The sequence below is a fragment of the Corynebacterium sp. NML180780 genome (genome assembly GCF_007786415.1).
GTDB lineage: Bacteria > Actinomycetota > Actinomycetes > Mycobacteriales > Mycobacteriaceae > Corynebacterium > Corynebacterium gottingense.
In genome coordinates this window covers 136,155-159,929 of the sequence record NZ_VNKN01000001.1, presented here as the reverse complement: position 1 = coordinate 159,929, position 23,775 = coordinate 136,155, and the positions used below count along the sequence as shown (strand labels likewise).

Genomic DNA, 23,775 nt, shown 5'->3' with positions numbered 1-23,775 from the left:
AGCGCCCGCCGTAGGGAGAGAGCGCGCCGCCTACCCGCGGGCGAGCGACACCCGGTCGGCGAAGCGGGCGTAGTCCTCGCGGATCTGGCCGAGCGGTGCCACCACGGTGTCCTCGCTGGCCACGGCGATCTCTCGCCGCAGCGCCGCCTTCGTGCGCCTGCGCACCCCGGAACCGAGCACCCCGCCGAACACGGCACTGACCAGGCCGATCACCAGCCCGGTGAGCAGCCCCGCCATGATGAGGAGGGTGGGGATGGGCCAGCCCTCGACGTCCGGGACCAGGTCGCCGCCGAGCAGCGGCGTAAGGACGCCGGGGACGAGGGCGACAAGCAAGTACCAGAGGACGCCGACGAGCGCGGCGACGAGCGCGAGCCACTGGATCAAGGTGAGGAGCGACCACGCCTTCGACGGTTGCGCCGGGACGCGCGTGCGGGCGACGGCGCGGTCGAGCTCCGCGGGGAGTTGCTCGGCGACCCCACCGGCCCGATCCGACACGGCGGCGGCCCACTGGGGCGGCAACCCCTGCGACACCGCCTCCGCGTACTCGCGCACGCCCCGGTTGGACACCGCCTTCGAGGCGGCGTCCAGTTCCGGGAGGGAGGAGCGGTGAACGCCGAGCTCGTCGGCGTCGTCACGCACGCCCATCCGTCTGAGCGGGTCCGGCCGGAAGCGGGTGATCCAGGAGGTTAGCAGCCAGCCGGTGCGCTCGTGCAGGCGCTTGCGGTACGCCGCGGCGGCCTTGTCGGCGATGCGGTCGGCGCTCGTCGCCTCGGCGAGCGTGGCGTCCATGTCGCGCTTCGCGTGCTTGTCCGGCCGCGATTGCTTCTCCTGCTTGGCCAGCTGCTTGCCGGAGGCGGCCGGGATGAGGTCCGCGGTGGCGGAGTGGATGTCGGCCTCGATGCGGGCGGACTGCGCCGTGTGGGCGCGGGCGACGCGGGTGATAGCGTCGCGTAAGTTGTCCAGGCAAGCGCCGGTGCGGGTTGAGGTGGGAATGACGGTGGCGTTGGACAGGCCGTCGTCAAGCAAGAGGCCCTTGAAGGAGGCGCTGACGGTGGGGATGTCGCCCTCGGCTAGCAGGTCCGACTTGTTCAGCACCGCGAGCGTGACCGCAGCGTGGTTGGCGTGCGGGCGGATGAACTGCTCGTGAATGACGCTATCGGCGTATTTCTCGGGGTCGGACACCCACACAAGCACGTCAACCTGGCCAGCGAGACGCTCCGCGATCGCGCGGTTGGAGGCCTCGACAGAGTCGAAGTCGGGCAGGTCGAGCAGGATGAGCGGGCCCGCGCCGGAGGCGAACTCGCCGCTGCGGGCGCGGCGGTCTTCCACGCCGAGCCAGTCGAGCAGCTCCTCGGAGCCGGCGGGCTCCCACACCGCGGCGAGCGGGGAGGAGGTCGTCGGGCGGCGCGCGGCGGCCTTGCCAAGGTCCTCGCCGACGATGGCGTTGAACAGCGAGGTCTTGCCCGACCCGGTGGCGCCGAAAAAGCCAACGACGGTGTGCTCGGCGGACAGGGCACGTCGTTCGGCGCCGGCGCGGGCGACCTTTTCGAGGCGCTCGCGCTGCGCGGGGGAGAGGTAGGGGCGGCCGATCTCCGCGGCCTGCCCGAGCGCGTCGAGCCGCTCGCCGAGCGGTGGCTTCGAGCTAAACAGCGCCATCGGTGCCCCCGTCCTGCGCGTCCGGGCGGGTGAATGTGCCGCGCAGCTGGTCAAGGAGGCCGCGCAGCTTCGAGTCGGACTCGCCGGAGCTTTGTTGCTTGTCGACGCCACCCTCACCGCCCGCAACCGCCGGGAGGTTCGCCGGGGCGGGCAGGGCCTCCGGGAAGCGGGCGCTGGCCTGCGCGCGGGCCTGGCCTGCCGCCTCGCGCAGCTGGTCCGCGGTGGCGCCGCGGTGCAGCGGGGCGGTGACGTCGCGGTAGCGGTTGCGCTCGGCCTCCATGAGCGCCTCGAGACGCTCGTTGAGGTCGGCCTTCGCCTCGGCTGCCATGCGGCGCACCGTGTCCTCGCCGAAGATGGTTTCCAGCATCTTCTGTCCCACCACTGCGGAACCGCCGGCGATAGCGACCTCGCCGCCGGTCAGCCCCGCGGTAGAGGCGAACACGACGAGCATCAGCGCGACGGTGAGCACGTTGAGGCCCAGCGACATCGCGCGTGCCCGCTGGCGCTTCTGGCCGGCGGTGTCCTGGATGCGTTCCAGCATGGCCTGCTGCCAGTCGCGGACGAGGCGGGCCGCGTCGTCGGAGACGGTGGCGCTGGCGCGGGCCAGCGAGGGGTCCGCCTGGGCGCGCAGCTCCGGGGCGACCGTGCCGACGTGGGACCAGGAGCGTGCGGCGGCGGTCTCGGCGGCGTCGATAAGCACTGCGTGCAGCCCGGTTTCAATCTCCGTTTCCACCTCGCGCAGCGGGGCGGGTTGGCCCGTGAAGAAGCTGCCCACCTTGTCTACTGCCTGGGAGAACCAGCGCTCGACGCCGCGGAAGACGTCCGAGGTGCCCACGACGTCCTGCCAGCGGTCCATGACCTCGGTGCGCAGGAGCTTGCCGTCGCTGGTCGCCTCGATGACGTGCTGGCTGGCGGCGCGGTACTGCTCTGAAATCGCCTGGTCCAGCTGGTTCGCAAACGCCTCCTGCTGCCCGCGGGCAGCAGTGAGCTTGTCGACGCGCCCGAGCGCCCCCGCCAGCGCACCCGCGACCGTCTTGCCGGCCACGTCGCGGCGGGCTGCGGTGTCGTTGGCCAGGGTGGACAGGTAGTCGCGCAGCGGGGCTACCACCTCGTTGGGCAGGAACTCGTCCGTGCCGGTGACGAAGGGGACGGTGAACACCGTCGCGCTCGTCAGCCCGGCCTGGTCCATCATGCGGCGCAGGTCCGCGGGGACGGTCTCGGCGGAGGACTCGTCGAGGCGGTTGAGCACCACGACCACCTCGATGCCGCGGCCGGCGGCGTCGTTGAGGAAGTTCCACACCAGTTGGTCCGCGTAGCGCGCGGGCGTGGTGACGAAGATCCACAGGTCCGCGGCCGCCAAGAGCTGGGAGGCCAGGGCCCTGTTGTGGTCGTCGATAGAGTCGAAATCGGGGGCGTCGACGAGCGCGAGGCCCTCGGGGATCTGTTCGGTGCGCACGATGCGCAGCGTGGTGGACTGCTCGTCGCCGGCGCCGTGGGAGCGGGCGAGGCCGGGCAGGACCTCCGGGGAGTTGAACCAGTCCGCGTTGGCGGGGTTGGCCACCAGGATCGGCTGGCGTGTGGTCGGGCGGATCACGCCCGGGTTGGATACGTGCTCCTGCAGGACCCCGTTGACCAGCGTGGACTTGCCGGATCCGGTAGAGCCGCCGATGACGGCCAGCAGTGGCGCGTCGAGGTTGCTCAGGCGGGGCAGGATGTAATCGTCGAACTGGTTGACCACGGCGCGGGCGTCGGCGGCTGCGGCGCTGTCGGTGGGGACGTCGGTGTCGGCGACTGCATCGCGGAGGTCACGGACGGCGCCGAGCAGAGCGGCGGCATCCGTCCCGTCGGCGGGAGCGGGGGAGTGGGGTGTATTCACGCCCACCATCTTGGCACAACCTTGGCGTGACGCCGGGTGCGCTGCCGGTGCTTTTGGGCTACTGCAGGTCGAAGTCGGTGACGCGCGCGACGTCGCGGGGGTCCTGCTTGAAGGCGATGCCGAGGCGGTTGTAGCTGTTCACGCCCACAATTCCTACGATGAGCGCGCGGGTGACTTCCTCTCCAAGGGTGTCCAGCGCGCGGTTCCACAGGTCGTCCGGGAGGGAATCGGGGGCGTCATCGAGCTCGGTGATCGTATCGGCGAGCTCGAGGATGAGCGCCTCGGTCTCGCTGAACTCGCTGGCGTGGCGGGTCCACTGCTCGACCTTGAGGATGTAGTCCTCGCTCCAACCGTGCTCGCGGGCATTGCGACGGTGGATGGACGTGCAGACCGTGCAGCCGTTGATGGCGGTGGCGCGGACGGCGGCGAGGTGCCCGAAATCGGGGTCGAGTTTATCCCGCATGTACTGCATGGGCGGGTAGAACATGTCGATGATCTCTTGGGGGACTTCGCGCGCGGTCATGCTGGGGATCATACCGAAGCGAGGGTGCCGGCGTACAGGTTAAAGTGACGGTCCCTGACAAAGCCTGCGAGCGCCATGTTGGTCTCGCGCGCCAGCTCCACTGCCAGCGACGACGCGGCGGAAACCGCCACCAGCGCGGGGAATCCCGCCATGGCCGCCTTTTGGACGAGCTCGAACGAGGCGCGCGAGCTCATCACCAGCACCATGTCGTCCGCGGGGAGGCGGCCCTCCAGCAGCAGGTGGCCGATGACCTTGTCCGCGGCGTTGTGGCGGCCGATGTCCTCGCGCACGACGATCGGGTTGCCCGCAAGGTCGAACGCGCCCGCGGCGTGGATCCCGCCTGTCTTTCTGAACTGCTTCTGCTCCGCGCGCAGCGCGTCGGGCAGCGTCACCACGAGCTCCGGGTCCAGCTCGATCGGGGTGATGGGCATGTGGACTTTGTGCAGCAGCTCGCTAATAGACTGCGTGCCGCAGACACCGCACGCGCTGGTGGTGGGGGTCAGACGGATGAACTCCGGCGTGACCGGCTTTGCCGTCTCGGCGAGCTCCAAGTCGAGCAGGTTATAGGTGTTCTCGCCGCCGGATCCGACGGCGCCTGCACAGTAGCGGGCCGTGCGCACATCCTGCGGCGCGGTAATCAGGCCTTCCGCGTAGCACCAGCCGTGCGCGAGCTCCACGTCGTGGCCCGGGGTGCGCATTGTGGTGGTGAGCGTCTCCCCGCCGGCGCGGATCTCCAACGGCTCCTCGGTGGTGACGGTATCCGCGCGGGTGTCTGTGAACACCCGCCCTGCCTGCTCGCCGTCGCCGAGGGTGACCTTGGTGACGGCGAAGCGCTGGTTAATCCTGCTCATCGCCCGCGTGGCTCCCGTCGCTGTTGTCGCTGTTGTCGGTGGTGCCGTAGCGCTCGAGCAGCTGCGTGGTCGCCTCAATGAGTTTGCGGGTCGCCGACTCCGTCGCGTCCGGCGTGGCGTCCGGGCCCAGCTGTTGCCCCGCCGCGAGCCCGACAAGAAACGCCGTGGTGGGCGCCGCCGGGCGCGACGGCCCGTTGTGGGCCACAGCGGCGGTGAGGTCCAGCACGTCGCCCACTAGCGAGCGCACCGCCTCGGGCGCGACGCCGAGTTCTTTCGCCACGGCGGCGAGCCATTCGTGGGTGGTGTGCAGTGCATCGTCCTTCGCCATGAGTTCTCCTTTCGGTGTTGGGCCAGGATAGCGCGTTGCGTCAAATGCGGAGCGCGGTCTGGCCATTCGCGGATCCCCAATCGGGTAGCGGAATCAAACGAAGTGTAGTAAAAATAACCGTACTAAACAAAATACACGAAAGGCAATGGCAATGCAAGATAACACCAAGGTAAAAGAGCGTGTGCAAAAGCTGCTCAACCAGGCTAAAGATCGCGAGGGGACACCCGAAGGGGACTCGTTTTACGCGAAGGCCTTTGACCTGATGGCTGCGTACGGATTCTCCGAGCGCGACCTGTCGCAGCCGGAAGCGGAAAAGGCCGCGACTTACCGAATGTTTAAGATCGCCGGAACATACACCGATATGCAGGCAAAGCTCCTGCTCTGTATCGCGCAGGCGCTGCACTGCGCCGGCTTTTACCAGCGCGTGTACAATTCCACGCGCGTCAACCAGGTCACGGTGTTTGGGCTGGAGAGTCATCTCGAGCGCGTGAGTCTGCTGTACTCCATGCTCCGCGTGGTCATGCTGGACGGCGCCGGCCAGCTCAGGGCCACGAGTCTTGCGGAATCCATCGTGGTCACCCGTCGCTCGTACATGACGGGCTACGCCATCCGCATCGGCCAACGCCTCGCCGAGGCAGAGCATCGCGTCACCGAGTCATCGAGCGAGTATGCGCTCGTGCTTATCGACGATGCCGAGCAGGCCCGCAACGCGCAGGCGGAATTCGCCGCCGCACACGGCCTGTACATCCACGCCGACTCATCGAACCGTTCCTTCGACCCCGCTGCGTACGTCCAGGGGCAGCAAGCGGGCGATGCCTCCGACATTGGGCAGACGCGCGTCGCTCCGCGGCCCGCGTTGCCGTTCTGAAGAGAAGGTTGGGTGGCGGGCGAGTGGGCGTCGAAAAGCGATTTGCCCTGGAAGGAGCGCAAGGTATAGGGTTATCGGTCGGACTTGTGTGACGAGCACAAGCCGAAAGACCAACTGTACATCCAACTTTGTTGCAGGCCCCCCGCCAGAATGCGGACCGCGTGCAAGGGAGGCGGCGAGCGCCCCACGTTACTGAGCGTGGGGAGCGTGAAGTAGCCCCCGACAGACCACACGGCAAACGCGACCTTTCAGGGTCAGGTGGGCTTAGGGAACCGCAACGAGAAAGGAACCGGTCACTCACTATGACCATGACTGATCCGATTGCGGACATGCTGTCCCGCGTGCGCAACGCAAACAATGCGCAGCACGACAGCGTGTCCATGCCGTCCTCGAAGCTCAAGGCGAACATCGCCGAGATTCTGAAGCAGGAAGGCTACATCGCTGACTACAAGGTTGAGGACACCAAGGTGGGCAAGGAACTCACCCTGGACCTCAAGTACGGCCCGACCCGCGAGGCTTCCATCGCTGGTCTGCGCCGCGTTTCCAAGCCGGGTCTGCGCGTGTACGCAAAGTCCACCGACCTGCCGCAGGTCCTCGGAGGCCTGGGCGTGGCCATCATCTCCACGTCCCACGGTCTCCTGACCGACCGTCAGGCCCAAGAGAAGGGCGTAGGCGGGGAAGTCCTCGCTTACGTCTGGTAAAGGGAGGTTGAAAAGACTATGTCGCGTGTAGGTAACGCACCCATCGCAATCCCGAACAACGTTGAAACCAAGATCGACGGCCAGACCGTCGAGGTCAAGGGCCCGAAGGGCACCATGACCGTCGAGGTTCCGGCCCCGATCACCGTTGCGGTTGAGGAGAACCAGATTGTGGTGTCCCGCCCGGACGACCACCGCAAGAACCGCTCGCTGCACGGCCTGTCGCGTTCGCTGATCAACAACCTTGTGATCGGCGTGACCGAGGGCTACAAGATCAACATGGAGATCTTCGGCGTCGGCTACCGCGTGCAGCAAAAGGGCAAGGACCTCGAGTTCTCCCTCGGCTACTCGCACCCGATCCTGATTGAGGCGCCCGAAGGCATCACCTTTGCTGTCGACGGCAACACCAAGCTCTCGATCGAAGGTACCGACAAGCAGCAGGTTGGCCAGATTGCGGCGAACATCCGCCGTCTGCGTAAGGATGACCCGTACAAGGGTAAGGGCATCCGCTACGCGGGCGAGCAGGTACGTCGCAAGGTCGGAAAGACGGGTAAGTAATCATGAGCAATACTGCAGAGAACACCAAGCGCACCCCGATTGGCAAGGACATCTCGTCCCGCCGTCGCGAGGCTCGCGCACGTCGCCACAACCGCATCCGCAAGACCCTGCGTGGCACCCCGGAGACCCCGCGTCTCGTCGTGCACCGCTCGTCCCGCCACATCCACGTGCAGGTCATCGACGATCTGGCTGGCCACACTCTCGTGGCCGCTTCCTCCATGGAGCCGGACGTCCGCAACCTGGACGGGGACAAGAAGGACAAGGCAGCCAAGGTCGGCGCACTCGTCGCAGAGCGCGCCAAGGCAGCTGGCATCGAAGAGATCGTCTTCGACCGCGGCGGCTACAAGTACCACGGCCGCGTTGCGGCTCTTGCTGAAGCAGCTCGTGAAGGTGGTCTGAAGTTCTAATGATCACCGCAACCATCACCATCAACGGAAGGATCGCGTAATGGCCGAACGTGAACGGCGTGACGGCGGACGCTCCGCCGACAACCAGAACAACAAAGGCAACAAGAACGAGCGCGGTGGCCGCGGCCGCCGCGACGACCGCCGCAACCAGAACGACGAGCGCGACAAGTACATCGAGCGCGTCATCACCATTAACCGCGTCGCAAAGACCGTTAAGGGTGGCCGCAACATGTCCTTCACCGCACTCGTTGTGGTCGGCGACGGCCAGGGCATGGTCGGCGTCGGCTACGGCAAGGCGAAGGAAGTTCCCGCCGCAATCCAGAAGGGTGCCGAGGAAGCTCGCAAGAACTTCTTCCGCGTCCCGATGATCGGCGGCACCATCCCGCACCCGGTCCAGGGTGAGGAAGCTGCGGGCGTCGTTATGCTTCGCCCGGCTGCTCCCGGTACCGGTGTCATCGCCGGCGGCGCTGTCCGCCCGGTGCTCGAGTGCGCAGGCGTCCAGGACATCCTGGCCAAGTCCCTCGGTTCCGACAACGCCCTGAACGTCGTTCAGGCAACCGTTGCCGGCCTGAAGGAACTGGTGCGCCCCGAAGAGGTCGCCGCGAAGCGTGGCAAGGACGTCGAGGACGTTGCCCCGGCCCGTATGCTGCGCGCACGCGCAGGACAGGAGGCGTAAGCACAATGGCACTGAAGATCACACTGCACCACGGTAAGGTCGGCGAGAAGCCGCAGACCATCCAGAACCTCGAGGCTCTGGGCCTGCGCAAGATCGGCCAGTCCGTGATCAAGAAGGACAACGCCGCTACCCGCGGCCAGGTGCTCAAGGTCCGTCACCTTGTCACCGTTGAAGAAGTTGCAGGGGAGTAGAGAGAACATGGCTGACATCATCAAGCTTCATGATCTGCGCCCGGCAAAGGGTGCAAACAAGGCGAAGCGCCGCGTTGGCCGCGGTGAAGCTGGCAAGGGCGGCAAGACCGCCGGCCGCGGTACCAAGGGCACCAAGGCTCGCTACCAGGTTTCCGCAGCGTTTGAGGGTGGCCAGATGCCGCTGCACATGCGTCTGCCGAAGCTGAAGGGCTTCAAGAACCCGAACCGCGTTGAGTTCCAGGTAGTGAACGTCAACGATCTGGCCAAGGCCTTCCCGAACGGCGGCGCCGTGTCCATCGAGGACATCGTCGCAGCCGGCCTGGTTCGCAAGAACCAGCCCGTGAAGGTTCTGGGCAACGGTGACATCGACGTCAAGCTCGACGTCACCGCCAACAAGTTCTCCAAGTCCGCAGCGGAGAAGATCCAGGCTGCCGGCGGCTCCGTCACTGAGGCGTAAGCGCCTTTTCCGAGCCGAGAACGCTCGAGCCCGCCACCCCTTGTTTTAAGGGGTGGCGGGCTTTTTGCGTTGAAGGTTAGAGGTTTAGCGGCAGCTCAAACACAAGGTCCTCGCACATGATGCGTGCGTTTGCGTTGCCGTCCCACACTGGGCTGAGGCCAACCTCTTTGAGCGCTTCGACTACTAGGGCGGCAACTTCGGCATCCGTTTCCAGGCTTGGGTTTTCATAATCCCCGAAGCCGAAGTAGAGGAGCCCGATGTGGATGACGCTGTCCACATCCTGCTGGGTGCAGTAGGCATAGCCCCGGTGGCCGGCCTTTTCGGCGTGCGTGCCGCCGTCCTCGACCGCTTCGTCCTTGGTGTAGCCTTCGTCGAAGGAGAACGAGATGTTGCGCTTTGCTAGCGCCTCGTGCAGAGCTTGGATGCGCTTGGCGTCCTCGGAGGCCTCCGGCACGAGGCGGGCGTATTCTGCGCTGACTTCCTCTACCAGGGGTGTTGGGTCGGAGTCCATGTTGTCCTCCAACCACGCGGTGATTTCATCGCGGTGCCATCCGTGGCAGAGCAGGAGAGAAATCTGGCTGGTGGTTTCGTCTGCCTCGTAGACGCCGTCGGCGGGTGGGAATTTGCTTTTGGTCATGGCGTGGGGGCTCATGCCCCTGCAGTGTAGCGAAAAGAGGGTACGGTGGCCACGGGTTGGGCGCGTTCAAGTCAGAGCAGGTCGCTGGGCACGGCTAAACAGCGCAAGCAGGAGCTCGATTATCGGTCCCCGATCGGGGTTTCACGAAGTGCTGGTTGCGCTGTTTAGGCCCCGGGTGGGTGAGAACGAGCTCCAGGTTGCGCTGTTTAGGCTCCGGGACAGGCGGGGACGAGTTCCTGTTGGCGCTGTCTGCGCTCGAGGCGGCGTTGCCAGCTAGACGACGAGAACACGATGACAAACACGCAGACATTCCCAGTCTTCTCGTCATGTAGCGCGGAAGGCACAGGCCGCATCACCGGAGAGCCAGCTACGCCCGCGCGCGGTGTGCGAGCCTGTTGCCGATGGACTGGATCGCCTGCACCACGACGATCAGGATGATCACGGTGGTAAGCATCGCCACGGAATCGAACTGCTGGTAGCCGTACGAGATGGCGAGGTCGCCAACGCCACCGCCGCCGATGGTGCCGGCCATGGCGGTCGCGGAGATGAGACCGACGGTCGCCGTCGTTACCGCGAGGATGATCGAGGACTTTGCCTCCGGCAGCAGGAAGTGCCGGATGGTTTGGCCCATCGTGGCGCCCATGGAGTCGGCCGCCTCGGTGATGCCGGGGTTGACCTCCAGGAGCGACTGCTCGATGAGTCGCGCGATGAATGGCGCGATGTACAGGGTCAACGGCACGAGCGCCGCCGTGGTGCCGATCGCGGTGCCGGCAATCACGCGGGTGAAGGGCGAGATCGCCACCAGCAGGATGATGAACGGCAGCGAGCGAACCACGTTGACCAGGACGTTGAGGACGCCGTAGGCAATCGGGTTCGGCTTCAGCCCGCCCGGGCGCGTGATCACCAGGGCGAGCGCCAGTGGGATGCCGATGAGGGCGCCGACGAAGAGCGAGATGCCGACCATGTAGACGGTCTCGCCAAACGAGTCGATGTACATGGATGGGGTCACGCGCGACCCTGTCGTGTCGCGCCACCAGGAGTTCAGCTGATCCATGGTTATGCGTCCTTTCCGCTACGAATGCGATTGACGGAAACTCCCTCGAGCCCTTCCAGCCACGCCACGGCGTCGGCTACGTCCTGCGTGGCACCGCCGCGAAGGCCGAGCACGGTCGCGCCGACGGTCGTGCCGGCGAGGTCGGCGTCCGAGGAGGACAGCAGCTGCGCGTCCAGGCCGAAGCGGTTGATCAGCTCGGTGAACACGCCGGAGGCGGCGCGCCCGGAGTGAATGAGCTGGACCACTTGGTCGAAGGCGCTGGCGTCGATAGTGGCCCGAACGCTCTCGGGGATTTCCCGGGGGATCACGGTCTCGACGAAGCGCTGCGTCAATGCCGCCTGCGGGTCGGCGAAGACCTCCGCGACGGGGCCGGACTCGACCAGCTTGCCGGAATCCAAGACCGCAACGGAGTCCGCGAGCCGGGCGACAACATCCATTTGGTGCGTGATGAGCAGGATGGTCACGCCGAGTTCGGCGTTGATGGCGCGCAGGAGGTCGAGGATCTGGGTGGTGGTCAGCGGGTCGAGGGCGGACGTGGGTTCGTCGCAAAGCAAAATGCTCGGATTGGTCACCAGCGCACGGGCGATGCCGACGCGCTGGCGCTGCCCGCCCGAAAGCTGGCGCGGCTTGTGGTCGGCGCGGTCGGTCAGGCCGACGAGCTCGAGGACCTCGTTAACGCGGCGAGTGATCTCCGCCTTCGGCGTCTTGGACAGTAGCAGGGGAGTGGCGACGTTTTGCGCGACGGTCTTGGTTTCCAGCAGGTTGTAGTTCTGGAAGACCATCGAGACCTCGCGGCGCAGCTCGCGCAGCTCCTTCGGGCTCAGCTCGGACGGCTGGCGGCCGAGCACCGTAACGGTGCCGGAGGTGGGCGACTCAAGGCCGTTGACGGTGCGGATCAGCGTGGACTTGCCCGCACCAGACGTGCCGACGACACCGAAGATGCCGCCCGTGGGGACGGCGAACGTGATGTCGTCGAGCGCGGCGAACGTGCCTCCGGAGGTATCGAAGACCTTGGAGACGTGGTCGAAGGCGACGGCGGGGCCGGTCACTGCAGCGACTCCGGGAGGAACCAGTAGTTGTTCTCGTTGTGCTCGTTCAAGTAGTCCTTGAACTCATCGGAACGGTAGGCGTCAGCCACGGCCTTCGCCCACGGCTTGTCGGCCTTGTCCTCGGTGGTCACGGCCATGAGGATCAGCTCCGGGCGCAGGTTCTCCTGGAAGAGCTGCAGGTTCGGGTCCAGGCCCGCGGAGTAGGACATGGAGCCCGGGATCACAGCCCAGTCCAGGTCGGGCAGGGAGCGCGACAGGTTTGCGGAGTCCATCGGCTGGATGTCCAGGTTGTGCGGGTTCTCGGCGATGTCGGCCTCGGAGACGAGCGCCTCGTCGGCGTCGTCGCGGAGGGTGATCCAGCCGGCGTCGACAAGCACGTGCAGGGCGCGCGACTTGTTCGAGCCGTCCATCGGGACGCCCACGGACTGGCCATCGGCGACCTCGTCGATGCTCTGGTGCTGCTCCGAGTACACGCCAGCGGGCACGGTCGGGACCTCGGTGATGGAGGTGAGATCCGCGCCCTTCTCGTTGTTAAACACGTTCATCCAGCCGGTGTGCTGGTCCACGTTGAGGTCCGCGGAACCCTCGGCCAGCGCCGTGTCAGCCTGGGTGAGATCGGTGAACGACTGGTAGTCCACGTTGTAGCCCTCCTTCTCCAGGATCGGGCCCACGGCGTCCTCGAACAGCTCCGAGTACGGGCCGGGCGAGGTGGCCACGCGGATGGTCTCCAGGTCTCCGTCGGCGGTGGTGTTGTCGCTCGACTCGCCCGAGCAAGCGGTCAGCCCCAGCGTGAGTGCGGCGGCTGTGGTCAGTGCTGCAAACTTCTTCAGCATGACAGTCCTTTCGATCAGGATTAATCTCGACAAATCAGTACTTTAAACCTATCGGTCCAGAAATTCAAGACAGATTTGTCTATCGGCGGGGCTCGACGTTTATCGACGCCACCGCCCCCGGCCGCGCAGTCGAATGGGGCGAGCTGTGTCCGCGCTGGAAAGGTGTCAGGAAGGTGCGAATCTCCTTGTGGTGACATTGGAGCAGCCCGCTAAGCCTCATGCGAGTCGAGTGTTCGCAAGTTGGGCTGCTAGGGTAGTGGGGTCAAATATGTACGGGTGAGCTTTAGCATGCCTTTTGGCAGGTAGGGCGGCTCGTAGTTCATACTGTTCGCAATCTCCTGCTTATTTTTGCAGTGGGAGCCAGGAGGCTTTGTGTCCGCTATTCTTCAGGCGTTTAAGGATCAGGATCTACGCCGCAAGATCCTGATCACGCTCGCCCTTATGATCCTGTACCGCGTCGGTGCCCAGATCCCCACGCCAGGCGTGGATTACGGCCTGATCCACTCTCGCCTAGAGGAGATCTCCCAGGGCGACCAGGCGACGATGTTCTCCATCATCGGGCTCTTCTCCGGCGGCGCGCTCCTGCAGCTGTCCATTTTTGCCATCGGCATCATGCCGTACATTACGGCGTCCATCATCGTGCAGCTGCTCACCGTGGTGATCCCGAAGTTTGAGGAGCTGAAGAAGGAGGGGCAGTCCGGTCAGGCAAAGATGACGCAGTACACGCGCTACCTCACCGTGGCGTTGGCGCTCCTCCAGTCCGCCGGCATCGTCGCGCTGGCTGACCGCGAGCAGCTGCTTGGACAGGGTATGCCCGTGCTGGTTGAGGACCGCAACGTGTGGACCCTCATCATGATGATCATTGTCATGACGTCGGGCGCCATCATCATCATGTGGCTCGGCGAGATCATCACGGAGAAGGGTGTGGGCAACGGTATGTCCCTGCTCATCTTCGCCGGCATTGCCACCAAGCTCCCGTCCGAGGGTGCGATCATCTTCCAGAACTCCGGCGGAGTCGCGCTCGCGGTGGTTATCGCGGCCATCATCGTGCTCGTCGTGGGCATCATCTTCATCGAGCAGGGCCAGCGCCGCATCCCGGTGCAGTACGCCAAGCGCGTCGTTGGCCGCCGCCAGTACGGCCGCACCGCGACCTACCTGCCACTGAAGGTGAACCAGGCCGGCGTGATCCCGGTCATCTTCGCATCCTCGCTGATGTACGTGCCGGTGCTGATCACCCAGATCGTGAACATGAACAAGCCGACCCCGCCGGACAACTGGTGGATGAACCACGTCATGGCGTGGCTGCAGAACCCGGGCTCCTGGCAGTACATCGTGGCTTACTTCATCATGATCATCTTCTTCGCGTACTTCTACGTCTCCGTGCAGTACGACCCGGTTGACCAGGCTGAGAACATGAAGAAGTACGGTGGATTCATTCCGGATATTCGTCCGGGCCGCCCGACCGCGGAGTACCTCGGTTACGTGATGAACCGTCTGCTGGTGGTCGGCTCGCTGTACCTCGCTGTGATTGCGATCCTGCCGAACCTGGCGCTCGACGCCGGTCTGGCTGGCTCCGGCCGCATGGGTATGAGCGCGTTCGGCGGCACGGCTATCCTGATTATGGTGTCCGTGGCCCTGACCACGGTCAAGCAAATTGAATCCCAACTCCTGCAATCCAACTACGAAGGACTTCTGCGATAATGCGTCTCGTACTTCTTGGCCCTCCCGGTGCCGGCAAGGGCACCCAGGCGGCGATCCTCTCCGAAAAGCTGGGGATCCCGCACATTTCCACCGGTGACCTGTTCCGCGCCAACATCGGCGAGGGCACCCCGCTCGGCGTTGAGGCGAAGAGCTACATCGACGCCGGCAAGCTCGTGCCTACCGACGTCACCGCGCGCATGGTCGAGTCCCGCCTCCAGGAGGACGACGCCAAGAATGGCTTTCTCTTGGACGGCTTCCCGCGCACCGTCGAGCAGGCGGAGATCCTCACCGAGCTGCTGGAGAAGGCCGACACGAAGTTGGACGGCGTGCTCAACTTCGTCGTCGACGAGGATGTTGTCGTCGAGCGCATGCTCGCCCGCGGCCGCGCCGACGATAACGAGGAGACGATCCGCACCCGTCTCTCCGTCTACCGTGACGAGACTGCGCCGCTGATCGACCACTACGGCGACCAGATCATTTCTATCGACGCCGTCGGCGACGTTGATGAGATCAACGCCCGCGCGATGGAGCAGCTGCAAAACCTGAAGTAGGGGGGACGACGAAGAGGGCCGGTGTGCGTGGCGCACCGGCCCTCTTTCTGTGCACAGCACCTACTGCCCCAAGAACTCGAAGAAAGGCCCGACCGATGGGTTTCAGAAGACGCAAGATTCCCGCCAAGACACCAGCGGAACTCGACGCCATGGAGGCCGCCGGCCGGATCGTCGGCGAAGCGCTGACGGAGGTCCGCGCCGCCGCCCGGCCAGGAATGAGCACCCTCGACCTGGACCGGATCGCGGAGTCCGTGATCCGCGACCACGGCGCGACACCCACGTTCCTGGGCTACCAGGGTTTCCCGGGCTCCATCTGCGCCTCGGTGAACGCCGTGGTGGTGCACGGCATCCCGAGCGAGAACGTCGTGCTTGCAGAGGGCGACCTCGTCTCCATCGACTGCGGTGCCACGCTCAACGGATGGGTCGGCGACTCTGCGCTGAGCTTTGGCATTGGTGAGTTGGCACCGGAGGTAGACGCGCTGAACAAGGCCACCGAGTGGGTCCTGGAGCAGGGCATGAAGGCGATGCGTCCGGGCAATCGCCTCACCGACGTATCGTCCGCGCTCGAGCAGGCGACCTGCACCGCCGAGGACCGCTTCGGAGTAGTGGTGGGCATCCTCGACGGCTACGGAGGCCACGGCATCGGCCGCACCATGCACGAGGAACCCTTCCTGGCCAATGAGGGGCGCCCCCACCACGGGCCGGTCATCCAGGAGGGATCCGTCCTGGCGATCGAACCGATGCTCATTCTCGGCGGAGAGTATGACTCCTATGTGCTTGGCGACGGCTGGACGGTCGTCAGCGCCGACGGGTCACCTGCGGCGCACTGGGAGCACACCGTCGCCGCGACCTCCAACGGGCCGCGGGTGCTTACCCCGCGCAAATAACACACCGCTTATGCGTGCCTGACTATCAAAACTTGGCGGAAGTAGTTAAACTGCTGTCTATGTCTTACCAACCCCGCCACGCAAAGCCGTCGGCAACCAAGCGCCGTGCGGCTGCCGTTGCCGCCGCTGCAGGCGTCATTGCTTCCCTGGCCGCCAACCCGATCGCAGCCAACGCGGCCCCGGCCGCACCGGCTCCGCAGCCCGCGCCGAATGCGGGTTCCTCCGTCGCCTCGCTGTCTTCCGAGGCCGGCCTGGACGGCTTCCTGAAGAGCGCGAACATCCAGCTGCAGAACCTGGGCACAAGCGCCGACCAGGCCGTGCGGGACGCAGCTTGGAACCTTCGCACCACCCTGCGCACCCAGGCAGACAGCCTGGCCGCGCTGAACCCGGACCTGCCCGCGCAGGCAAAGGAGTCCATCGACCAGATGGTTGAGGCGCTGTTCCCGGGCCTGATCGAGGAGCGCACCCCGAAGCCGAAGCCGGCTCCGGCACCTGCCCCCGCTCCGGCCCCGGCCCCGGCTCCGGCACCCGCCCCGGCTGAGCAGCCCGCACCGGCACCGGCCCCGGCCTTTGACTACGGCTCCTGCCCGAAGGACGCGAAGGCGTGCGTGGACGTTGACGGCCGCCGCTCCTGGCTGCAGAACAACGGCGAGATGTACTACACGGCCGACCTGGTCGGACCCGGCCGCCCGGGTCAGGAGACCCCGCGCGGTACCTTCTACGTCAACCGCAAGGTGAAGGACGAGATCTCGTACGAGTTCAACAACGCGCCGATGCCGTACGCCACCTACTTCACCAACAACGGCATCGCCTTCCATCAGGGCGATCCGTCGATCCTGTCCGCTGGCTGCGTCCGCATGTACCGCGCTGACGCGCAGCGATACTTCAACGATCTGCAGATCGGCGACAAGGTTTACGTCTACTAGGACAACGTAGCGTCGATAAGCGCTGCACCCCGCTCTCCACTTGATGGAGGCGGGGTTTGTGTTTGTGCAGGTAGTTGGCTAACATAGTCGTTTGGTGTGCAGGCATTCCGTCTGCGCGCTCTGTAGCACACGTGACATACGACTAGTACCTGCGGAAACGCGGGGCTGTAGGAAGTGGATTGAATGGCAAAAGAAGGCGCAATTGAGGTTGAGGGCCGCGTAATCGAGCCCTTGAAGAACGCAACGTTCCGTGTCGAGCTCGACAACGGGCACCAAGTCCTTGCCCACATCAGTGGCAAGATGCGCCAGCACTACATCCGCATCCTTCCTGAGGACCGCGTCGTCGTGGAGCTTTCCCCGTACGACCTGGACAAGGGTCGTATCACCTACCGCTACAAGTAACTACGTAAGCCTCCTTACCCAGACGCGCGGGTTTGCCCGCGGCGTCGACTACCTCCGGCCACGGTGGCTGGAGCCGCGCGAGTCTCAACCCATCCTCCGGCTCGGTCCGGACAAAGCGTTGTTTGGCGTGGGCGGGTAGGGAGAAAACCACCGTAACAACCCGAAAGGAACGTAGCCACATGGCACGTCTCGCTGGTGTTGATCTCCCGCGCAACAAGCGCATGGAGATCGCGCTCACCTACATTTACGGCATCGGGGCTACCCGTGCCAAGGAACTGCTCGAGAAGACCGGCATTTCTCCTGACCTGCGCACGGACAACCTGAGCGACGATCAGCTCGCAGCCCTGCGCGACGCAATCGAGTCCTCCTACACCGTCGAGGGCGACCTGCGTCGTGAGGTGCAGGCTGACATCCGCCGCAAGATTGAAATCGGCTCCTACCAGGGTCTGCGCCACCGTCGTGGCCTGCCCGTCCGCGGCCAGCGCACCAAGACCAACGCGCGTACCCGCAAGGGCCCGAAGAAGACTATCGCAGGAAAGAAGAAGTAACATATGCCTCCGAAGACTCGTTCCGGCGCGCGCCGCGGTCGTCGCGTCGTAAAGAAGAATGTGGCCGCTGGCCACGCGTACATCAAGTCCACCTTCAACAACACCATCGTGTCCATCACGGACCCGAACGGTGCTGTCATCTCCTGGGCCTCCTCCGGCCACGTCGGGTTCAAGGGCTCCCGTAAGTCCACCCCGTTCGCCGCGCAGATGGCTGCTGAGAACGCCGCCCGCAAGGCGATGGATCACGGTATGAAGAAGGTTGACGTCTTTGTCAAGGGTCCCGGCTCCGGCCGCGAGACCGCTATCCGTTCGCTCCAGGCCGCCGGCCTGGAGGTGTCCTCGATCTCGGACGTGACGCCGCAGCCGTTCAACGGCTGCCGTCCGCCGAAGCGTCGTCGCGTTTAAGGCAGAAAGGAAAAGAGGTAAAACACCATGGCTCGTTATACCGGCCCTGCTACCCGTAAGTCCCGTCGCCTCCGCGTCGACCTCGTCGGCGGTGACATGTCCTTCGAGCGTCGCCCGTACCCCCCGGGGCAGGCTGGCCGCGCTCGCATCAAGGAATCTGAGTACCTGCTCCAGCTGCAGGAGAAGCAGAAGGCTCGCTTCACCTACGGCGTGATGGAGAAGCAGTTCCGTCGCTACTACGAGGAGGCCAACCGCCTCCCGGGTAAGACCGGCGATAACCTGCTGATCCTCCTGGAGTCCCGTCTGGACAACGTCGTCTACCGCGCAGGTCTGGCTCGCACCCGCCGCCAGGCCCGTCAGCTGGTTTCCCACGGTCACTTCACCGTGAACGGCAAGCGCGTCGACGTCCCGTCCTACAAGGTCACCCAGTACGACATCATCGATGTCCGCGACAAGTCCCGCAACATGCTCTGGTTCGAGGACGCGCAGGATAACCTGCTCGACTCCGTCGTTCCGGCTTGGCTGCAGGTCGTTCCGGACACCCTGCGCATCCTCGTGCACCAGCTGCCCGAGCGCGCTCAGATTGAGGTGCCCCTGCAGGAGCAGCTCATCGTCGAGCTTTACTCGAAGTAACCCAGGTTGCTTCGCCCCGCGCTCGTTGCTTATCGACGCTTCCGTGCGCGGAATCTTCCAAACACATCCGTTCCTACCGGCTTCAAATAGCGGGAGCCGATAAAGGAGAAGTTCATGCTCATCTCTCACCGTCCGCAGTTGACCGAGGAGTACATCGACACCAACCGCTCGAAGTTCGTCATCGAGCCGCTCGAGCCTGGTTTCGGCTACACCCTCGGTAACTCCCTGCGCCGCACGCTGCTGTCGTCCATTCCGGGCGCGGCCGTGACCTCCATCAAGATCGATGGTGTGCTCCACGAGTTCACCACCATCGCTGGTGTGAAGGAGAACGTTTCCGAGATCATCCTCAACATCAAGGACCTGGTGCTGTCCTCCGACTCCGACGAGCCGGTTGTTATGTACCTGTCCGTCGAGGGCCCGGGCAACGTCACCGCGGGCGACATCGAGCCGCCGGCTGGCGTGGAGATCCACAACCCGGATCTGCACATCGCATCGCTGAGCGAGCAGGCTCGTCTGGAGATGGAGCTTGTTGTCGAGCGCGGCCGCGGCTACGTCCCGGCCATGCCCAACGCGGGCGGGGAGCCCGGCCGTATCCCGGTCGACCAGATCTACTCCCCGGTCACCCGCGTCGCCTACAAGGTTGAGGCGACCCGTGTTGAGCAGCGCACCGACTTTGACAAGCTGATCATCGACGTGGAGACCAAGAACTCCATGGCAGCGCGCGACGCCCTGGCTTCCGCAGGCTCCACCCTGGTGGAACTGTTCGGCCTGGCCCGCGAGCTGAACACGGCGTCCGAGGGCATTGAGATCGGCCCCTCCCCGCAGGAGACCGAGTTCATCGCCGCGTACAACACGCCGATCGAGGACCTGAACTTCACCGTGCGTTCCTACAACTGCCTGAAGCGCCAGGAGATCCACACCGTCGGTCAGCTCGCAGAGTGCACCGAGTCCGAGCTGCTGGACATCCGGAACTTCGGCCAGAAGTCCATCAACGAGGTCAAGATCAAGCTCGCTTCGCAGGGCCTGACCTTGAAGGATGCTCCGGAAGATTTCGACCCGACGCAGATCGAGGGCTACGACGCCGAGACCGGCGACTTCGTCGATCCCAGCGGGGATGAGACCGAGTAACACTCGCGTAAAGCCGAGTAACACGTAAGAGCACGCGCTCAACTAACGCACACGAGGAGTACGAAAATGCCTACCCCTAAGAAGGGTGCCCGTCTCGGAGGGTCCGCCAGCCACCAGAAGCACATTCTGTCCAACCTGGCTATCTCCCTCTTCCAGCACGGCGCAATCAAGACCACCGACGCGAAGGCACGCATGCTGCGTCCCTACGCCGAGAAGCTGATCACCAAGGCAAAGAAGGGCACCGTGGCAGACCGCCGCGCAGTCGCCGCTGAACTGCCGAACAAGGAGATCGTTGCTTACCTGTTCAACCAGCTCGCGCCCCTGTTTGAGGGCCGCGAGGGCGGCTACACCCGCTCCATCAAGCTGGAGAACCGCGCGGGCGACAACGCCCCGATGACACAGATCTCGCTCGTCCTCGAGCAGACCGCGTCCACGGAGGCCGAGCGCACCGCACGCGCTGCCGCTTCCAAGCAGGCAGACGCCGAGGCAGCCGAGTCCGCTGAGGCTCCGGCAGCCGAGGAGGCTGAGTCCGAGGAGAAGTAGGACTAGCCACGGCTAGCTCCCGCGTCTCCGGGCTCGCTGCGGCCCCTCCCGATTCGTTCGGGAGGGGCCGTTTTGCGCGTTCCGGGGCCATCGCGCGCGGTGTGTTCGCGGTGTGTTTCGGTAGATACCGATAGTAAGATCCCGAAAATGCCCGTTTTGGAGCGTCCTATCGGGATCTTAGTATCGGTATCTCCGGCGGTGGGCCGGCGGTGGGCCGCCAGCACGGCCACGCCAGCGCCGTTTGCTAGCCTTATGCGAATGAACGACGCAGCGCAGCACGACCCAGACTTGATGCGGGTGCGGCTGGACATCGCGTACGACGGCACAGAGTTTCACGGTTGGGCTCGGCAAACGTCGGGCGTGCGCACCGTGCAGGCCACCATTGAGGACGCGTTGTCGCTGGTCCTGCGCACGCCGATCACGCTCACCGTCGCTGGCCGCACCGACGCCGGCGTCCACGCCACCGGCCAGGTCGCGCACGTCGACATCCCACGTGCCTCGCTCGAGCAGCGCTCGCTCGGCGGCGACCCGACGCGCCTGGTACGGCGCCTGGCCAAGCTCCTTCCGGAGGATGTGCGCGTCTTCGGGGTCCGCGAGGTCAGCCCGCTTTTCGACGCCCGCTTCGCCGCCCTTTCACGCTCCTACACCTACAAGGTGACCACCAACCCGGCGGGTGCGGTGCCGACCCGGCGCACCGACACCGCCGTGTGGCCGAAGCCCGTGGACCTGGGGCGCGTGCAGGAGGCGGCGTCGCAGCTGGTGGGGCTGCACGACTACGCGGCGTTTTGCAAGCCGAAGGAGCACGCGACGACGATTCGGCAGGTGCAGGAGTTTGGGTGGGCGGAGGCGGCGGCAAGCGTGCTCGAGGCGCGCATCACCGCGGACGCCTTTTGCTGGAACATGGTGCGCGCGCTGGTGGCAGCGTGCCTGACGGTGGGGGAGGGGCGTCGTGAAGCGGAATGGGTCACGGGGCTGCTCAGGGAGCGCGCGCGGAACCCGGAGGTGCCGCTGGCGCCGGCGCGCGGGCTGACGCTGACGCGGGTGGACTATCCGCACGAGAGCGCGTTTGCGGAAAGAATTGCGACGACGCGCGACCGGCGCACACTGTAGCGAACCCAAAGGCCTAGAATGCTAGCGAAGTATCAGAGCAAGGAGGAACGATGACACCAGTTGCAGCCGCGTGGTTCGCCGTCCCGTTCTTCCTGCTGCCCGGGTTCCTGTTCAACCTCATCGCGGGCGCGAAGGGGCCGCGCGCGCTGGCCGCGGCGCTGCCGGTGAGCTTTGGCATCTTCGGCATGAGCGCCTGGGTGTGGGGGCTGACCTCGGCGCCGCTGGACCTGTGGACGCTCGGCGTGAGCCTGGTTGTCGCGTTCGCGGCGGCGGCGGTGTGGCGGTACGCGTTTGCTCGCAAGGCGCGGCGCGGCGGTGCCGTGACGTGGCGGCGCGCGCTTTTCCCGGGGGACTGGCGCAAGGGCACCTTGCTGGACCTGTACTGGCTGCTGCCCACCGCGGGCGTGGTGGTTGGCGCGTGGCTGCTCATCAGCGAGCGCATCGGCTGGCTCGTGCGCTCGCCGCACGGCGTGTACAACATCGTCCAGGGGTGGGACGTGCAGTGGCACGCCAACCTGGTGCGCTTCATCATGGATGAGGGGATTGCCTCGCCAACCAGGCTGGGCGAGCTGCAGAACGTGGAGACGCACGCGCAGCTGCTCTACCCGTCGGCGTTCCACACCGGCATCGCGATGTTTGGCAAGGTGGCCGGGCTCGACCCGATCCCCACGCTGAATATCGGCATGATTGTGCTCACAGGGCTGGCGCTGCCGGCGACGGCGGCGTGCATGGCCTTTGCATTCCTGCGCTCGCGCGGGCTGACCGCGCAGATTGCGGGCGGGCTCGCGGCGATCCTCGTGACCGTCGCCCCGCAGCTCATCTGGGTCGGCGACTACGTGGGCATGTGGCCGTACCTGTTCGCCATGTCGCTGACCGGCATGGTCATCTGGCAGTTCGTGCGGGTCCCAGCCGAGCGCATCACGGCGCTGCCCGCGCTGGTGGGGCTGCTCGGCGTGCTCACCGCCCACCCGGCGGCGGTGACCGTGGTGGTCATCGGCGTGGGCCTGTACTGGCTGACGTCCACGCTGGTCGCGCCCGAGCGCGGCCGAATCAGCGATACGTTGTGGCTGGCGGCCCCGGGCATCATCGGCGCGGTGCTGTACCTGCCGCAGGTGTTCGCCGGCTCGGCGCAGGCCGAGGAGGTGTCGGGCTGGAAGCCCGTGGAGAGCGAGGACCTGGACAGCGGGTGGGCGGCCGCGTTCACGATGGGCACCCGCCACGTGCACCAGCTGTTCCCGGGCTTCGACCCGACCGTGCTGCTGTGGCTGGCGGGGCTGGGCGCGGTGGCGCTGGTGGTGTGGCGCCGCCAGGTGTGGGCCCCGCTGTTCTACGCCATCTGGCTTGCCATCGCGGCGAACGCGCTCGCACCGGTGGGCGGCCCGCTTTCCGGGCTGCTCACGCTGGTGGGCAACCTGCACTACAACACGGCGCACCGCCTGATCTTCCCGGTGGCGCTGTCGGTGGCGGTCGGCGCGGCGATCGGGGTCGCGGTGATGATCCGCCTGTTCACGCTCGCGCCGGTGGCCGCGCGGCTGGGCTCCCGGGGGTGGGAGAAGGGGAGCGGGGTGGCGTCGATAAGCATTGCCCTGGTGCTCGCCCTGATTGGCACGCCGATGGTGCAGGCCGGTGCCGTGGACGGCGAGCGGCGCGCGTTTGACGGCGGGCGCAATGATGACCGCATGGTTGATGACGATGACCTCGCCGCCTGGGATTGGCTGGCCACCCAGCCCGCGGCGTGGGATGGCACGATCATGGGCGATCCGGCCGATGGCCACTCGTGGGCCTACGCGTACAACGGGCTGCCCACGCTGTCGCGCCACTACCTGTGGCCGACCGGCGGGCTGGGCTCCAACATGGACATCACCTACTGGGCTGCCCGCGAGATCGGCGAGGGCCTGCGCGGCGACCCGACCGCGAAGAACATTGTGGACGAGGGCGCGGAGGCGCTGAACATCAAGTTTTACATGCTCAGCCCGGGCGCGTTTTGGCCGATCCAGCTGGAGCGCCTGCAGATGCAGCGCGGCTTCTGGACCTCGCGCGGCCTCACGCCCGTCTACCGCAAGGGCGATGTGGTGATCTTTGCTGTCAACGAGCAGTTCTCCCGCGCTGAGCTCGAGGGCATGATTAACGACGCCCACGAGCACGGCTCCGACACGCTCTACCAGCTCGAGCCCGCGAATGGCGGGGCGGGTTATGCTGCGGGGACAGCGCCTTTGCAGTAGCCTGAAGCGGTCCGGTTCGGGGGAGCCGGGTTCAGACTGCTTGAGGGGGATGCACAC

The 23,775-nt window shown here is 65.7% G+C and carries 28 protein-coding genes; 19 read left to right on the top strand and 9 right to left on the bottom strand.

The window, feature by feature from the left end:
- Positions 1-30: 30 nt before the first annotated feature.
- Genes FPP74_RS00795 through FPP74_RS00775 form a run of 5 tightly spaced genes read right to left on the bottom strand, consistent with a single transcriptional unit; the run spans position 31 to position 5,234 of the window.
- The gene (locus FPP74_RS00795) at positions 31-1,656 is read right to left on the bottom strand and encodes a GTPase (RefSeq protein ID WP_144716813.1); all 1,626 of its coding nucleotides are present in this window, start codon (positions 1,654-1,656) and stop codon (positions 31-33) included.
- Positions 1,643-3,532 carry a GTPase domain-containing protein gene (locus tag FPP74_RS00790; protein WP_254048760.1) on the bottom strand — a complete coding sequence of 630 codons (1,890 nt, stop codon included), beginning with the start codon at positions 3,530-3,532 and terminating at the stop codon, positions 1,643-1,645. Before FPP74_RS00790 ends, FPP74_RS00795 begins: the two co-directional genes overlap by 14 nt.
- Positions 3,533-3,590: 58 nt before the next feature.
- The gene (locus tag FPP74_RS00785) at positions 3,591-4,055 is read right to left on the bottom strand and encodes a carboxymuconolactone decarboxylase family protein (protein WP_186439354.1); all 465 of its coding nucleotides are present in this window, start codon (positions 4,053-4,055) and stop codon (positions 3,591-3,593) included.
- 8 nt (positions 4,056-4,063) lie between these two features.
- Positions 4,064-4,906, bottom strand: coding sequence for a formate dehydrogenase accessory sulfurtransferase FdhD (fdhD, locus tag FPP74_RS00780; protein ID WP_095277915.1), 843 nt, complete (start codon positions 4,904-4,906; stop codon positions 4,064-4,066).
- Positions 4,893-5,234, bottom strand: coding sequence for a DUF6457 domain-containing protein (locus FPP74_RS00775; protein ID WP_186439353.1), 342 nt, complete (start codon positions 5,232-5,234; stop codon positions 4,893-4,895). The genes fdhD and FPP74_RS00775 overlap by 14 nt, the downstream gene beginning before the upstream one ends.
- Positions 5,235-5,379: 145 nt before the next feature.
- Between FPP74_RS00775 and FPP74_RS00770 the strand changes: the two genes are divergently transcribed.
- The 7 genes from FPP74_RS00770 to rplO all read left to right on the top strand — a co-directional run bounded on the left by FPP74_RS00770 (position 5,380) and on the right by rplO (position 9,089).
- The gene (locus FPP74_RS00770; protein WP_255456022.1) at positions 5,380-6,102 is read left to right on the top strand and encodes a DUF2786 domain-containing protein; all 723 of its coding nucleotides are present in this window, start codon (positions 5,380-5,382) and stop codon (positions 6,100-6,102) included.
- 302 nt (positions 6,103-6,404) lie between these two features.
- Entirely contained in the window at positions 6,405-6,803 is a 399-nt protein-coding gene (gene rpsH, locus FPP74_RS00765; protein WP_095277910.1) for a 30S ribosomal protein S8, read from the top strand.
- 18 nt (positions 6,804-6,821) lie between these two features.
- Positions 6,822-7,358, top strand: coding sequence for a 50S ribosomal protein L6 (rplF, locus tag FPP74_RS00760; protein ID WP_095535298.1), 537 nt, complete (start codon positions 6,822-6,824; stop codon positions 7,356-7,358).
- A gap of 2 nt (positions 7,359-7,360) precedes the next feature.
- Entirely contained in the window at positions 7,361-7,765 is a 405-nt protein-coding gene (rplR, locus tag FPP74_RS00755; RefSeq protein ID WP_095277905.1) for a 50S ribosomal protein L18, read from the top strand.
- Between the two features lie 40 nt (positions 7,766-7,805).
- Positions 7,806-8,441, top strand: a complete 636-nt coding sequence (gene rpsE, locus FPP74_RS00750; protein ID WP_095547634.1) for a 30S ribosomal protein S5 — start codon at positions 7,806-7,808, stop codon at positions 8,439-8,441.
- A 5-nt stretch (positions 8,442-8,446) separates the two neighbouring features.
- Positions 8,447-8,632 (top strand): 50S ribosomal protein L30, encoded by a 186-nt coding sequence (gene rpmD / locus FPP74_RS00745; protein ID WP_095277900.1) that lies wholly within the window; start codon positions 8,447-8,449, stop codon positions 8,630-8,632.
- 7 nt (positions 8,633-8,639) lie between these two features.
- Positions 8,640-9,089 carry a 50S ribosomal protein L15 gene (gene rplO, locus FPP74_RS00740; protein ID WP_095277898.1) on the top strand — a complete coding sequence of 150 codons (450 nt, stop codon included), beginning with the start codon at positions 8,640-8,642 and terminating at the stop codon, positions 9,087-9,089.
- Between the two features lie 76 nt (positions 9,090-9,165).
- On the opposite strand, the gene FPP74_RS00735 is transcribed toward rplO, so the two are convergent.
- The 4 genes from FPP74_RS00735 to FPP74_RS00720 form a co-directional block, all read right to left on the bottom strand.
- Positions 9,166-9,741: a hypothetical protein gene (locus FPP74_RS00735; RefSeq protein ID WP_133064715.1), complete on the bottom strand. Its 576-nt coding sequence runs from the start codon at positions 9,739-9,741 to the stop codon at positions 9,166-9,168.
- A gap of 352 nt (positions 9,742-10,093) precedes the next feature.
- Entirely contained in the window at positions 10,094-10,780 is a 687-nt protein-coding gene (locus tag FPP74_RS00730) for a methionine ABC transporter permease (protein WP_095547633.1), read from the bottom strand.
- Between the two features lie 2 nt (positions 10,781-10,782).
- Positions 10,783-11,829: a methionine ABC transporter ATP-binding protein gene (locus FPP74_RS00725; RefSeq protein ID WP_144716809.1), complete on the bottom strand. Its 1,047-nt coding sequence runs from the start codon at positions 11,827-11,829 to the stop codon at positions 10,783-10,785.
- Positions 11,826-12,662 (bottom strand): MetQ/NlpA family ABC transporter substrate-binding protein, encoded by an 837-nt coding sequence (locus FPP74_RS00720; RefSeq protein ID WP_144716807.1) that lies wholly within the window; start codon positions 12,660-12,662, stop codon positions 11,826-11,828. The genes FPP74_RS00725 and FPP74_RS00720 overlap by 4 nt, the downstream gene beginning before the upstream one ends.
- A gap of 372 nt (positions 12,663-13,034) precedes the next feature.
- Here FPP74_RS00720 and secY point away from each other — a divergent pair, with 372 nt between their 5' ends.
- From secY to FPP74_RS00660, 12 genes are all read left to right on the top strand, one after another.
- Positions 13,035-14,363 (top strand): preprotein translocase subunit SecY, encoded by a 1,329-nt coding sequence (gene secY / locus FPP74_RS00715; RefSeq protein ID WP_095277887.1) that lies wholly within the window; start codon positions 13,035-13,037, stop codon positions 14,361-14,363.
- The gene (locus FPP74_RS00710) at positions 14,363-14,914 is read left to right on the top strand and encodes an adenylate kinase (protein ID WP_095277884.1); all 552 of its coding nucleotides are present in this window, start codon (positions 14,363-14,365) and stop codon (positions 14,912-14,914) included. The genes secY and FPP74_RS00710 overlap by 1 nt, the downstream gene beginning before the upstream one ends.
- A 95-nt stretch (positions 14,915-15,009) precedes the next feature.
- Positions 15,010-15,801: a type I methionyl aminopeptidase gene (gene map / locus FPP74_RS00705; protein WP_122084698.1), complete on the top strand. Its 792-nt coding sequence runs from the start codon at positions 15,010-15,012 to the stop codon at positions 15,799-15,801.
- Positions 15,802-15,860: 59 nt separating this feature from the next.
- Positions 15,861-16,727, top strand: coding sequence for a L,D-transpeptidase (locus FPP74_RS00700; RefSeq protein ID WP_186439352.1), 867 nt, complete (start codon positions 15,861-15,863; stop codon positions 16,725-16,727).
- A gap of 183 nt (positions 16,728-16,910) precedes the next feature.
- On the top strand, positions 16,911-17,129 hold the full coding sequence (infA, locus tag FPP74_RS00695) for a translation initiation factor IF-1 (protein ID WP_095277878.1): 219 nt from the start codon (positions 16,911-16,913) through the stop codon (positions 17,127-17,129).
- 179 nt (positions 17,130-17,308) lie between these two features.
- Positions 17,309-17,677, top strand: a complete 369-nt coding sequence (gene rpsM / locus FPP74_RS00690; RefSeq protein ID WP_038588440.1) for a 30S ribosomal protein S13 — start codon at positions 17,309-17,311, stop codon at positions 17,675-17,677.
- 3 nt (positions 17,678-17,680) lie between these two features.
- Positions 17,681-18,082 carry a 30S ribosomal protein S11 gene (gene rpsK, locus FPP74_RS00685; protein ID WP_095277876.1) on the top strand — a complete coding sequence of 134 codons (402 nt, stop codon included), beginning with the start codon at positions 17,681-17,683 and terminating at the stop codon, positions 18,080-18,082.
- Positions 18,083-18,109: 27 nt separating this feature from the next.
- Positions 18,110-18,715 (top strand): 30S ribosomal protein S4, encoded by a 606-nt coding sequence (rpsD, locus tag FPP74_RS00680; RefSeq protein WP_095277872.1) that lies wholly within the window; start codon positions 18,110-18,112, stop codon positions 18,713-18,715.
- A gap of 114 nt (positions 18,716-18,829) precedes the next feature.
- Positions 18,830-19,843: a DNA-directed RNA polymerase subunit alpha gene (locus FPP74_RS00675; protein WP_095277869.1), complete on the top strand. Its 1,014-nt coding sequence runs from the start codon at positions 18,830-18,832 to the stop codon at positions 19,841-19,843.
- 66 nt (positions 19,844-19,909) lie between these two features.
- Positions 19,910-20,386, top strand: a complete 477-nt coding sequence (gene rplQ, locus FPP74_RS00670; protein ID WP_095277866.1) for a 50S ribosomal protein L17 — start codon at positions 19,910-19,912, stop codon at positions 20,384-20,386.
- Between the two features lie 258 nt (positions 20,387-20,644).
- Positions 20,645-21,496 carry a tRNA pseudouridine(38-40) synthase TruA gene (truA, locus tag FPP74_RS00665; protein ID WP_255456021.1) on the top strand — a complete coding sequence of 284 codons (852 nt, stop codon included), beginning with the start codon at positions 20,645-20,647 and terminating at the stop codon, positions 21,494-21,496.
- A 50-nt stretch (positions 21,497-21,546) separates the two neighbouring features.
- The gene (locus tag FPP74_RS00660; RefSeq protein WP_144716805.1) at positions 21,547-23,718 is read left to right on the top strand and encodes a DUF6541 family protein; all 2,172 of its coding nucleotides are present in this window, start codon (positions 21,547-21,549) and stop codon (positions 23,716-23,718) included.
- Positions 23,719-23,775: the final 57 nt, after the last annotated feature.